The following is a 12,322-nucleotide window of genomic DNA, read 5'->3' on the forward strand; positions in this document are numbered from 1 at the left end:
TTAGGCGGGTCGTAAAAATCTCATTTGCCCTGACCGCGCGTCACAAGCTATCGAACAGACGCCCAGGCAACGCTTTGTGACGTGGCAGGTTCAGCGCTTTCAGCAGTCCAAAGACCATCGCTTGATTGGAGGTAATGACGGGTTTGTTCAGCGCGGCCTCAATCCGTTCAATCGCCTCGACCGAGCGCATGTCTGTGCAACTTAGGACGATTGCCTGCGAATCCGGGTGATCGGCCCTACACGCCAGATCGAACACCTCGTCCGGGGTCAGTTCACCTTGCCCATAATTGCCAAGCTCGCGGCCGACATCGGCACATTTGACGGTTTCAATGCCGTTTAGGGCCATGAAATCCATCGCCCGGGCATTGATCTCGCCCAAATAGGGCGATGAAAAGCCGACCTTTGTTGCGCCGACAGCATTGATCCCAGCGATCAACGCCCCTGCAGCGGTCAGCGAAACTGCACCCGAGCCCGCCTTAATCTGCAGGGCCAGCTCTGCATCAAAGGACGGTCCGTGGGTCAGTGTCGCCGAGGTGCAGCCATACAGCACCACATCGGGGCGTATGCCCGAGATCATCCGCAGGTCGTGAGTGATATCCGATGCGCCCAACCCCGCCATCTGATCCGAGCCGGGGATTTCATCCACGTCATATCCGCCCATGCGTTGAAAATGGACTGTGGTGTTGGGCGGCCTCAACAACTCCATATCCGGTTCGAGGTTGGTGTTGGTGAAGGGTACCAGAACACCGATTTTGGCTGCGGTTCGTGTTTCGGTCACTTCTGTGCTCCCTTCAAGGCGGTCAGGCACCGATCCATGACCGGTGCCTCGCAGATAGTGGCGCGCAGGCAGTCGGGTAAGCCGTATCCCCCCATGCCGCGCATCAGAAGGTTGTCGGATTGAAGCGCCGCATCAGCCCGTTGTGCATCCTGCGTTGATTCAAAGCGCAATAGCACAAAGTTTGTATGGCTTTGAGGAACGATTAGGCCCAACGCACGACATTCCACGGCAAACCGTTCACGGATTTCAGTCGTGCGGGCAACCACATTTTGCATATGCTCCTGATCGCGGATCGCGGCAGCGGCTGCTGCTTGTGAAGCGATGGAGATATTGTTCGGGTTGAGCAATTTTCGCAACTCAGCTGCAATCTCGGGCGGGAAGTATCCCCAACCTGCGCGCGCGCCCGCCAGGCCATAGGCCTTGGAAAAGGTGCGCATGATCACGGTGTCCCCTCGATCGGTCAGCGCGAAGATGTCGGCCGGATCATGTATGTGATCGGAAAACTCAGCATAAGCTTGATCGACGACCAGCAGAACATCGGTGGGCAGTTCCCCGCGCAGACGAAGGATTTCGGAATTGGGGATTAGGGTGCCGGTCGGGTTGCCGGGGTTGCAGACAAAGACGATCCGCGTTTCAGGTGACACCGCGGCGATGATATCGTCGACGGATACGGTCAGATCCACTTCACGCGCCTTGACGTAATCGGCCTGAACCTGGGCTGCTGCTGAGGCGACAAACGCATATCCATAATCCGTGCCAAGGACCCGATCACCCCGCCCGGCATAGGCGCGGATCAAACAGCCGATCAGCTCCATCGAGCCCGCTCCGCACAGCACCCGTGCCGGATCAAGTCCATGCACATCTGCAATTTCTGCGCGCAGTTCCAACCATTCCGGATCAGGATACAATTGCAGATCGGCCATTGCGTCACGACCCGCCTTGATGGCAGCGGGGCTTGTGGGAAAGGCGCTTTCGTTCTGGGCCAACGAGATAGTGTTTTCGCCACCAAGGTCGGCCAGCGCATAGGCCGCCATTGCACTTATGTGGGGAACCGGGCGGATCATGATGTGCCCCCATAGGATTTTGCGCCTTCTGCGCTGATCAGACCGCGCTTGAGGTCTAGGGAGATTGCCTGTGGGTCTCGCGCGGCCGGGTCGCCAAAACCACCGCCCCCAGGGGTTTCAAATATAAGGTAGTCGTCAGCTTCAACGCGCAGTTCTCCTTTGCCCGGGATATCACTTTCGCTATCGCGGAAACGAATACGACCAGGTGCGCCGGGTTTTCCACCCATGCGTCCGAGGGCGGGGAATTTGAGGCGCTCAACCGACAGGAAAACGAGAAAGGGTGCACCATTGGCCGAGGTCATCTCGATCCGTTGGCCGAGACCGCCGCGAAACTTGCCTGCACCTCCTGAATCCTGGCGTAGTTCGCGTTTCCAGATTGTGACGGGGGCCACGCTTTCCGTGATCTCGACCTGAGATCCGAACACGCCCGAAGGGTAGGCTGTGGCAGACAAGCCATCCGCGTGTGGCCGAGCGCCGGTGCCGCCATTATGCACAGGTTCAACCGCGAATTCCCGACCTCCATCACGCGCCACTTCGGGTGCGTGCCGCATCGGCAGATCGAACATGCAGGATGCGCCCTCGGCGGGGACCTGAGCTGGCAGGGCCTGATGCAGGCATCCAAGCACCAGATCTGGTGTTACCTGTCCTAGCGTGTGCCGCATTGCCACCGGGGCGGGGCGTTGTGCATTGAGGATGCAGCCTTTTGGGCCGTCCACTGTAAACGGCTCCAACGATCCGGCGTTGTTGGGGATGTCAGACCCGACGATGCAGCGCAGGGCGAAGACTGTATAGGCGGTCGCATAGTTCAACGGCACATTGATACCCTTGCCCGAACAACCCGACGTTCCCGTGAAATCCACATGCATGCCCGTTTTGCTGACCGTTAGGGTGGCGTGCAGTTCCAGTTCTTTTTCATAACCGTCCATCCTCAGAACGTTTCTATAGGTGCCTGTGGGCACTTCAGCGATGGCTTCAAGCGTGCCTCGGCGCGAGGTGTCGATGATGTAGCCGCCCAGTTGATAAAGATCGTCGATTCCGAATTCATCCATCATACCGAGCAGCCGGTTCACGCCCGCTTCGCAGCAAGCGATCAGTGCATATATGTCGCCCTCATTCGCAATGGGCTCGCGGCTGTTGGCGCGGACAATGTCCAAAAGCAAGGCGTTCGGGACACCTTGTTCGACCAGTTTGCAGGGTGGGATCAGCAGGCCCTCATCATAGATATCCGACCCTTCGGGTCCCATTCCAAGGCCGCCCAGATCTACAAGATGCGATGTGCATGAAGTAAAGCCGACGACCTTACCGTTTTTGAAGGCAGGCATCATCAGCAGAAAGTCGTTGAGGTGTCCCGAAGCCAGCCAAGGATCATTGGTCATGTAGATATCGCCGGGCTTCATGTTCTGAACCGGGAAATGACCGCGCAGATGCATCACGGCTTCGGCCATCGTGTTGATGTGTCCGGGCGTTCCGGTAACCGCCTGTGCCAGCATCCGACCCCCGGCGTCAAAGATCCCGGCTGAGATGTCTCCGCATTCGCGCACAATGGGTGAGAATGCGGCGCGGATCAGGGTCTGACCTTGTTCTTCGACGACGGCAAGCAGGCGGTTCCACATGACTTGCAGGCGGGCGGGGGAATGATCGGCAGTCATCATACACCTCCTTTCGGATCTTGGATAAGGATGAGGTTTCCAATGGCATCCACATGCGCCGAGAAGTCTGATGAGACCAAAGTCGTCGTCTGCGGTTCCGTGATCAGCACCGGGCCGCAAACCCGGTCGCCGGGGCTCAGACTGTCGCGTGGCACAAAACCAGCCTGCTTTATCTGACTATCTACATCGCAGGTGATGGGGCGGGTTTGGGCTGGTGTGATAGTTGTCAGAACTGGCGTTTCCGGCAAATCTGGAACATCCGCATCTGGGGTTGCGACGCGGACCGCCCAGTTCAGGATCTCGATTTGCATCCCGGGCACGGGACGCGAGAATTGTTTACGGTATTCCGCCTCGAACGCATCGGTCAGCGGTTTTATGTCTTCGAATGTTAGGTCGCGATCGGGCAGGGCAATCTCGATCTCGTGGCCCTGACCATTGTAGCGCATGAAAGCCGTGCGTTGGGTTTCGGTGAGTGCATCACCCGCGCCTTGGGCAACCACCCGGCTTGCCTCGTCGATCATGTCGGAAAACAGGGCATTGACCCGCTCCAGATCCAGGTATTCAAGTAGAGAATAACTTGATCTGACGATCTCAAAACTGACCGGAGCAAACAGGAACCCCACCGCGGATCCAACACCTGGATTGGGCGGGATCACGATGCGACGGACCCCGGCGGATCGGGCCACACGGCTTGCATGCAGGGGGCCGTTGCCGCCGAAAGCGATCATTGTGCGCGAACCGAGGTCCTTGCCCGACTCCACCGCATGCATTCGGCCCGCACTGGCCATGCTTTCATCGACGATGCGACTGACGCCGTCCGCTGCCGCAGTGCCGTTCGTGCCCAGACGCGCGGCGATGACCCGGTTCAGCGCAGCTTCAGACGCTTCGGGGGCGATCTTGATAAACCCTTCGGCAAATGTGTCCGGCACAATATAGCCCAAGGTAATGTCGCTGTCGGTCACGGTTGGCTCTGTGCCGCCCCGCCCAAAAGCTACCGGACCGGGTTCTGATCCGGCCGATTTTGGACCCACAGTCAACCGACCCAGACGGTCAACCCCGGCGATTGAGCCGCCGCCCGCGCCAATCTCGATCATTTCGACCACAGGGATACGTACAGGCATGCCCGACCCCTTGATGAACCGCGCGGCCCGCGCGATTTCGAATTGGCGCGAGGTTTGAGGCCTTGCATTGTCAATCAGGCAGAGCTTCGCAGTCGTCCCGCCCATGTCGAAAGATAAAACCTCGTCAATCCCAGCCCGCGCTGCGATCCGTGCGGCCAAAATTGCTCCGCCCGCCGGGCCGCTTTCGACCAGCCGGATCGGAAAGCGTGAGGCCGTCTGAACGGTGCACATTCCGCCACTGGCCGTCATCATCAGGATCGGACAGGTCACGCCTTCTGTCTGGAACCGTGAGGCAAAGCGCGCCAGATAGCTTTCCATTAGTGGCTGGATGTAGGCATTGGCGACCGTGGTACAAAGCCGGTCGAACTCGCGCGCCTCGGGGCTGACATCAGAGGAAATTGAAACTGTCAGGCTGGGGCGTTTTTCCGCGAGAATGTCGCGCAACCTGCGTTCGTGCGACGGGTTGGCGTAGGCATGCATCAAACAGATTGCGACCGCTTCTGCACCGGTGGCATCCAGTTCGGCCAACAGCGCGTCTATCGAACTGGCGTCCAGCGGGATCAGCACATTCCCATCGGCAGCCATTCTTTCGCGAATGGTCAGCGCCCGTTCGCGTGGGACCAGCAGGGCCGGCTTTTCCAGGTTGATGTCATATTGCGCATATCGCCGCTCATACGCGATTTCCAGAATGTCGCGAAACCCTTCAGTCGTCACGGTTGCCACAACGGCGCCTCGACGTTCGATCAATGCGTTGGTCGCCAGTGTCGTTCCGTGGATGAAACCTGTCACCTCATTCAACGACCGGCCGGATTCCGCCATGACACGTCTTGCGCCCTCCATCGCGCCATCTGCGGGATTTTTGTGCGTCGTGAGCGTCTTGGTCGAAGCCAATATGGTCTCATCGCCCGAGACGAGTACCGTATCGGTAAAGGTGCCGCCGATATCAATGGCCAGGCGTAAGGTTTGAGATGTCATGAGAGTGTCCGAATTGTCCGTTGTCTGGGCAGATGGCAAAAGGCGCAGAGCGCCTGCCATCATCCACTCACGACGAGGTCACAACCGGTTGCGCGGCGATCCAGAGGGTTAGGACTACAAAGCGTTGTCATATACGCAGTTTGACACGCCCAAGACGTGTCGCAAGTTGGTTTGCGACCAAATCGCCCGGAAGCGACAGAGATGTGCGACTTGATTGCCTAAGCGTTTGTGCATCAACAATCCTGAGCGGTTGATGGTTCGCTCAGGATTTCTTGGAGAGAGCAGCCCTGACCAAAACGCCATCCATGATAAGCGCCTTCAGGCTGGTCCGGATTTCACTTTCCGGGAACTTTCCGATGCTCCAATGCCGGAGAGACCAGACATTACAAAGGAAATACAGATAATTGGCCATCAGCTCTGTGTTCATGGGGCGGAACACATTCTGCTCGACCCCTTTGTCCAGAATGCCTTTCCAGCGGCCCATGAACTCACGCTCCATATCAAATACGCGCGCGCGGTTCTCGGCAGACATGGACCGCGTTTCCGAATAGACCAAATTGATATAGCGGCGGTTTTCGCCAATGTAGTCGATGTACCGGTCAACCGCTTTTTCAAGGTTTTGATCGGCGGGGCCGGTGAACAGTTCTCCGGTATCGAAAAAGTCGATGATGTCCTGCATGCACATCGTAGTGATCAAGTGCAGTATGTCATCTTTGTCCTTGATGTACTTGTACATCAGCGGAACCGACAGCCCGGATGTTTTGGCAATCTCGCGCATCGATGCATTGCCGAACCCATGCTTGGCAATCACCTTGCATGCGCCTTCAAAGATCTGCCGCCGCCGTTCCTCGGCGGTGTCGGACAGGGCGCGGGGCGGCTTTTCAGTCTGAGTGGATTTCGGCGTTTCCGCCAGTTGCGCATCGACTGAGAACGTGCAGGTCACTTCCATCAGCGTGGCGGCTTCACCGGGATTGTGTCCGGCCTGAACGATCGAGACACGGTATGTGGTCAGCGGCGAATCTTCTGGCGACATGCGGATGGCCTGAGCCTCGATTTGCCCCTGTCCCGCAGTTGCCAGATTCGTGGCCGAGGTGTTGACCAGTGTTGGATGCAAAGTGTCTCCGAGGCGTTTGAGTTCCTCGCGCGCAGCATCAATCGCCAACGCAACGCACACGCCATCTAGCTGCGATTTATTAATAAATTCATCAACTTGCGCAGCAGAATACAAAAACACGTGGCTTGCCTCCATAGGACCCTACCTGAGGGCAACATGTTGAAATCCCTATCTCTTGTCCAGTTGGAAATCGTCGCAGTGTCATTGCGACGTAGGGAAAATCAATTCGGGGCTTGACGAAATTGCCGGCTGTATGGGATTGTTAGTGAACGTTCAATCACACGCCAGGGGACGCCTGTATGAAGTTCAAGATTCTCGCCATTCCATTCGCACGCCAGCATGGCGAGGATACTCAGCTTGCCGGACGTGACCCTGCTCGGTTCAACAAGATGATGCACACGATGCGTGATCAGATGGTCCTTGCCGAAGAGCTGGGCTATGACGGCTTCTGCCTGACTGAGCACCACATGCAGGTCGAAGGCGTTGAATGCACCACGAACCCGCTGTTCTGGAACATGTACATCGCCCAGCACACCAAGAACTTCAAAGTTGGTCAGTTGGGGATGAACCTGACCGCGATGAACCCGATCAAGACAGCCGAAGACATCGCCATGCTGGACCATATGACCGGCGGCCGCGTCTTCGCAGGGTTCTCGCGCGGGAACACGCCGCGCTGGACGGCGACCATGGGGCAGCACCTGGACATCACCTCGGCTGAATCCGACAAGTCCGAGGCCGACCAGCGCAACCGTCGCGCGCTGTACGAAAACTGGCGTCTGATCAAGTCGCTGTGGACGGACGACCTGACCGAACATCAGGGCGAATTCTGGAATTTCCCGTCGAATGTCGAGTGGGAGTTCAATCCAACCAAACTCTGGGGTGGTGACAGCCCGGTTGATAGCAACAAGATCCTGCGCAAATCGGGCATCGTGCCTCGTCCGCTGCAAAAGCCGCACCCAAAAGTATATGCGCCGTTCTCGTATTCGATGGAAACTGCCAAGTTCTGGGCTTCGGAAGGGGCCAAGATGGTGTCCTTCGTGACCGCCGACAAAGAAGAATTCATGCCGGTGATTCTTGAGAACTGCCTGAAGGCTGCGCATGAAAACGGGCTGCCTCAAACCACCAACAACGACGTCCTGGCTCTGGGTGCGCATCTGATGATGGGCAAGACTCCGGCCAAGACCAAACAGTACCGCGAAATGTTCGACAACCTGTGGTTCTCGGCCTACGACGCGCCGCCCTATCACGTCCCACTGGGCCGCGTCTGGGACGGCTCGCGTCAACAGGTTCTGGACCAGGTCGGTGAACTGGCCGTGCGCTATCAGATCGACGAATTCTTTGTCTGGCACCACGTGAACTACTTTGGCGACGAGATCGAGCAGGAAGCTCTGATCGAATTTGCCGAAGGCGTCATCAAGCCTCTGAACGGATAAGGGGAAGACCGTGTTCGATCTGCATGAAGTTTATCAGCTGTCGCCCATCGAAGAGATCATTACGGATTGCGAACAAGGCCGTATGGTAATTCTTGTCGACGATGAAAACCGCGAGAATGAGGGCGATCTGGTGATCCCCGCCGCCTGCGCGGATGCGGCCGCGGTAAATTTCATGGCACGCTTTGGTCGGGGTTTGATCTGCATGGCCATTCCGCCCGAACGGGCCGAGCAGTTCAGTCTTGGACCGATGACAGCGTTGAACACGGATCCACATCATACGGCGTTCACCATTTCGGTGGATGCGAAAGAAGGCACGACCACCGGCATTTCCGCCAGCGACCGGGCGCGGACCATTGCACTTTTGGCATCCGACAGCGGCTCTTCGGTCGATCTGGTTTCGCCCGGGCATCTGTTTCCATTGGTGGCGAGACCGCACGGTGTGCTGGAACGCGAAGGCCACACCGAAGCCGCAGTTGATCTGGCCCGCCTGTCCGGGCAGGGGGATGCCGGCGTGATCTGCGAAATCATGAATAATGACGGTGAAATGGCGCGCCTGCCGGATCTGCTGGAATTTGGGGCCCGGCACGGCCTTAAGGTCGGCACGATCGAAGACCTCAAACGGTATCGTCAGGACCTGCTTGCAGACAAGGCCGCCTGACAGCCAACACCACCTGCGTTTCAAGACACTCATGACCGAGGATATCCTATGACCGCATTCGCCGAGATCGAAACCCTGATGCAAGCGTATATCGAAAACCTGCATGACGGAGACATCAGCAAGACCGACCAGATGTTTCTGCCAGAATGTGATCTTTGCTGCGCCAACGAGGATGGCAGCTATGTCCACATGACGCTTGAGAAGTACAAAGAGGTCATCGGCGGTCGCGAAAGCCCAAAATCCAAAGGCTATCCGGTCTATGGTCACACGATCTCGATCGATCAATCAGGGCCAAACACGGCCTTTGTCAAGATCGACTGCGCCGTGCAGCCGCGATACTTCATCGACTACCTATCGCTGGTCCGCACCGGCGAGGGCTGGAAGATTGCGGCCAAGGTCTATTACGTCCAGCGCACCGAAGACTGATCCCCTTTATCTGATCGAGCCCCCGAATGACCGCCCCCTATTCCCAACTTTCGGCGCGTGCCATGGTGCAGGCCTTTGCTCGGCTGGAACTGTCTCCGGTCGAGGTCACGCAGGCAGCGCTGGCCCGTATTGAGTCGGTTAATCCTAGGATCAATGCGATTTACCACGTGGATGCCGAGGGCGCGCTTGAAGCCGCATGGGCGTCCGAGAAACGTTGGCACGACAACATACCAATGGGGCCGCTGGATGGCGTGCCGACAACAGTCAAGGACGCAATGGATTGCATCGGTATGCCCGCATATCGCGGCTCGGCGGCGGGTGAGGCATCGGTCAGCACAACCGATCATCCCACGGTAGCACGCATGCGTGAGGCCGGTTCCGTGATCCTGGGCAAGAATACCATGTGTGATTATGGCATTCTTGCAGGCGGAGTGAGCTCAAAGCACGGAGTTACCCGCAATCCATGGGATGTATCGCGCACAACAGGCGCATCATCTTCGGGCACGTCGGCCAGTGTTGCCGCCGGGATCGAGCCGGTTTCGATTGGCACCGACATCGTGGGATCCATTCGCCTGCCGGCCTCGTATTGCGGCCTGGCCGGGCTGAAACCCAGCCAGGGGCGTGTGCCCTATTACGTCTGCAACAGCCCGGCGATCACAGCGGGGCCGTTGGCCCGCAATTTTGGCGACGTCGCGCTGCATATGAATGTTCTGACCGGAGAGGATACGCGCGATTTCGCGGCTTTGGCGCGGGACGGCGTGAACTATGTCTCGCGCCTGACGCGCGGCGACCGCAAAGGCATGTCGGTTCTAGTTATCCCAGAGCTGGGCTTGGGCGAACCGGTGGCGGAAGATGTTCAGGCAGCGCTGGAACGGACGGCGCAAGTTCTGCGGGATATGGGTGTTCAGATCACCTATCTTGAAACCGCACCGTTCAGCCGAACAGACTGGGAACCCGCCGAGGCGTTCTATAAAATACGTACCCTGTCCGAACTGATGCGCCAACCCGATGCCGAACAGGCGAAAACGCCCTATATTCGCGATTGGACCAACGATGCTCGCGTTTTGTCTGCTGTTGAGCATCAGCGAAATTTCGACCACACACAGGCGTTGCGCGAACGTGCGTTGGCGCTGATTGACGGCCATGATTTTGTCCTGCTGCCATCGACACCGGACACAGCCTTTGCTGCCGAACTGCCAGGATCAGACCCCGATAAGCCGTTCGAAAGCTGGGCTAATACCTTCCTGTTCAACCTCACTGAGCAACCGGCATCCAGTATTCCGGTCGGACCAGACCGCAACGGGCTACCGATCGGTATGCAACTGGTCGGACGCCGCTTTGACGATCTGGGCGTTTTGCAAATGTCGTGGCGGATCGAACAGGACATCGGGGAAATGCCGCCTGCGCCTCTGTGACGGACGCAGATGCAGAGAACCACATTGAGAGGCAAAATAATGAGCGCAGAAAAAACGACGATTCCCGGTCAGATCATGACGATGCCACTGACGGTGACCAGCATTTTCCGTCATGGCATGCGTGCGCATCCCGAGGCGGAGATTGTCTGGCGCAACTCGGACATGACGATTGATCGGTACAGCTTTGCGGATATGGGGCGACGGACCCAACAACTGGCGCACGCTTTGACCGAACTGGGTGTGGGGCCGGGTGACCGCGTCGCGACGCTGGCCTGGAACAACAATCGGCATCTGGAACTCTATTATGCATTGGCTTGCATCGGTGCGATTTGCCACACGATCAATCCGCGCCTGCATCCCGATCAGATCGCGTTTATTATCAACGACGCCGAAGACACGCATATGTTCTTCGACACGACTTTTGCGCCGCTGATCGATGCTGTCTCGGCCCGCTGCCCCAGCGTTCAGGCCTGGTTCAGTCTGACTGGCCCGGACCAGGTGCCGCAGATGAACACCCCGGTCAGTGACTACGAATCCCTTATCGCGGGCAAGCCCGAGGTTTATGACTGGCCCGAACTGGATGAGAACGCGGCCATGGCGCTGTGCTACACATCTGGCACAACTGGCAATCCCAAAGGCGTTTTGTATTCCCATCGCGGGACCGTGTTGCACGCCATGGGCGTGTCCGGTGGCGACTGGCTGGCGCTCAGCTCGCGTGATGCCACTTTGCCCGTGGTGCCGATGTTCCACGCCTGTGCCTGGGGTATTCCCTATGCGGCCCTGATGAACGGCACCAAACTGGTAATGCCCGGACCGGGCATGGATCCGGCCCCCCTGCGCGAACTTATGGACGATGAAGAGGTCACGATGATCTCGGGTGTGCCGACGGTCTGGCTAGGTTTGTTCGAATATCTGGATCAACAGGGCACCACGTTAAAAACAGTCAAACGTGCGATGATGGGAGGTTCAGCAGCACCTCTGTCACTGATCGAGCAGATCGAAAAAGGCCACGGTATCGACGTGGTGCATGGCTGGGGCATGACCGAGCTGAGCCCAGTCGGCACGCTTTCGGTGCCCAAATGGGGCGAGGATAAACTGCCAATCGACGACCGTCTTGCGTTGAAGACCAAACAGGGCCGCGCGCTTTACGGCGTCGAGATGCGTATCGTTAATGACGAAGGCGCGTTGCTGCCACATGACGGCGTCGCCTCTGGCATGTTGCAAGTGCGTGGCCACTGGGTTGCCGAAAGCTATTGGGGTGGGGCCGGTGCCGATGCCTTTACCGAGGACGGTTGGTTCATCACCGGTGATGTGGCGGCGATCGACCCGAAAGGCTATCTGCGCTTGACCGACCGAACCAAGGACGTCGTCAAATCGGGCGGCGAGTGGATTTCCTCGATCGATCTGGAAAACATTGCGATGAGCCACCCGGACATTCTGGAGGCCGCCTGTATCGCCGCCAAGCACCGCAAATGGGATGAGCGCCCGCTGATCGTTGCTGTCAAGCGTGACGGATCAGATGTCAGCCGCGAGGACATTCTGGCACTGTATGACGGTCAGATCGCCAAGTGGTGGACGCCCGACGACGTAGTGTTCCAGGCCGAGCTTCCGCACACCGCGACCGGCAAAGTTTCAAAGCTGCATCTGCGTGAGCAATACGCCGACTACAAGCTGCCCACTGACATCTAA

Annotated in this window: 10 protein-coding genes; 5 read left to right on the forward strand and 5 right to left on the reverse strand. The window is 58.0% G+C overall.

Annotated features, from left to right (window positions below; genetic code table 11):
- Positions 1-40: 40 nt before the first annotated feature.
- From AC2FI9_RS05040 to AC2FI9_RS05060, 5 genes are all read right to left on the reverse strand, one after another.
- Positions 41-778, reverse strand: coding sequence for a maleate cis-trans isomerase family protein (locus AC2FI9_RS05040; RefSeq protein WP_496766219.1), 738 nt, complete (start codon positions 776-778; stop codon positions 41-43).
- Positions 775-1,842 carry a pyridoxal phosphate-dependent aminotransferase gene (locus AC2FI9_RS05045; protein WP_496766221.1) on the reverse strand — a complete coding sequence of 356 codons (1,068 nt, stop codon included), beginning with the start codon at positions 1,840-1,842 and terminating at the stop codon, positions 775-777. Before AC2FI9_RS05045 ends, AC2FI9_RS05040 begins: the two co-directional genes overlap by 4 nt.
- Positions 1,839-3,491: a hydantoinase B/oxoprolinase family protein gene (locus AC2FI9_RS05050; protein WP_496766223.1), complete on the reverse strand. Its 1,653-nt coding sequence runs from the start codon at positions 3,489-3,491 to the stop codon at positions 1,839-1,841. Before AC2FI9_RS05050 ends, AC2FI9_RS05045 begins: the two co-directional genes overlap by 4 nt.
- Entirely contained in the window at positions 3,491-5,587 is a 2,097-nt protein-coding gene (locus tag AC2FI9_RS05055) for a hydantoinase/oxoprolinase family protein (protein WP_496766225.1), read from the reverse strand. The genes AC2FI9_RS05050 and AC2FI9_RS05055 overlap by 1 nt, the downstream gene beginning before the upstream one ends.
- A 262-nt stretch (positions 5,588-5,849) precedes the next feature.
- A complete protein-coding gene (locus AC2FI9_RS05060) occupies positions 5,850-6,821 on the reverse strand; it encodes a TetR/AcrR family transcriptional regulator (RefSeq protein ID WP_496766227.1) in 972 nt (323 codons plus the stop codon).
- Positions 6,822-7,000: 179 nt separating this feature from the next.
- Between AC2FI9_RS05060 and AC2FI9_RS05065 the strand changes: the two genes are divergently transcribed.
- From AC2FI9_RS05065 to AC2FI9_RS05085, 5 genes are read left to right on the forward strand one after another with little or no spacing between them, the layout of a single operon-like run.
- Positions 7,001-8,134: an LLM class flavin-dependent oxidoreductase gene (locus tag AC2FI9_RS05065; protein WP_496766229.1), complete on the forward strand. Its 1,134-nt coding sequence runs from the start codon at positions 7,001-7,003 to the stop codon at positions 8,132-8,134.
- 10 nt (positions 8,135-8,144) lie between these two features.
- Positions 8,145-8,792, forward strand: a complete 648-nt coding sequence (gene ribB, locus AC2FI9_RS05070) for a 3,4-dihydroxy-2-butanone-4-phosphate synthase (RefSeq protein ID WP_496766231.1) — start codon at positions 8,145-8,147, stop codon at positions 8,790-8,792.
- Positions 8,793-8,840: 48 nt separating this feature from the next.
- Positions 8,841-9,218 (forward strand): nuclear transport factor 2 family protein, encoded by a 378-nt coding sequence (locus AC2FI9_RS05075; RefSeq protein ID WP_496766233.1) that lies wholly within the window; start codon positions 8,841-8,843, stop codon positions 9,216-9,218.
- A 26-nt stretch (positions 9,219-9,244) separates the two neighbouring features.
- On the forward strand, positions 9,245-10,633 hold the full coding sequence (locus AC2FI9_RS05080; RefSeq protein ID WP_496766235.1) for an amidase family protein: 1,389 nt from the start codon (positions 9,245-9,247) through the stop codon (positions 10,631-10,633).
- Between the two features lie 39 nt (positions 10,634-10,672).
- A complete protein-coding gene (locus AC2FI9_RS05085; RefSeq protein ID WP_496766237.1) occupies positions 10,673-12,322 on the forward strand; it encodes a long-chain-fatty-acid--CoA ligase in 1,650 nt (549 codons plus the stop codon).

Source organism: Ruegeria sp. CDSA246 (genome assembly GCF_059611225.1).

Excerpts from the sequence above, each read along its gene's own strand:
- AC2FI9_RS05045 (WP_496766221.1), bottom strand. The coding sequence starts at position 1,842 with ATGATCCGCCCGGTTCCCCACATAAGTGCAATGGCGGCCTATGCGCTG.
- AC2FI9_RS05050 (WP_496766223.1), bottom strand. The coding sequence starts at position 3,491 with ATGACTGCCGATCATTCCCCCGCCCGCCTGCAAGTCATGTGGAACCGC.
- AC2FI9_RS05055 (WP_496766225.1), bottom strand. The coding sequence starts at position 5,587 with ATGACATCTCAAACCTTACGCCTGGCCATTGATATCGGCGGCACCTTT.
- AC2FI9_RS05065 (WP_496766229.1), top strand. The coding sequence starts at position 7,001 with ATGAAGTTCAAGATTCTCGCCATTCCATTCGCACGCCAGCATGGCGAG.
- AC2FI9_RS05075 (WP_496766233.1), top strand. The coding sequence starts at position 8,841 with ATGACCGCATTCGCCGAGATCGAAACCCTGATGCAAGCGTATATCGAA.
- AC2FI9_RS05080 (WP_496766235.1), top strand. The coding sequence starts at position 9,245 with ATGACCGCCCCCTATTCCCAACTTTCGGCGCGTGCCATGGTGCAGGCC.
- AC2FI9_RS05085 (WP_496766237.1), top strand. The coding sequence starts at position 10,673 with ATGAGCGCAGAAAAAACGACGATTCCCGGTCAGATCATGACGATGCCA.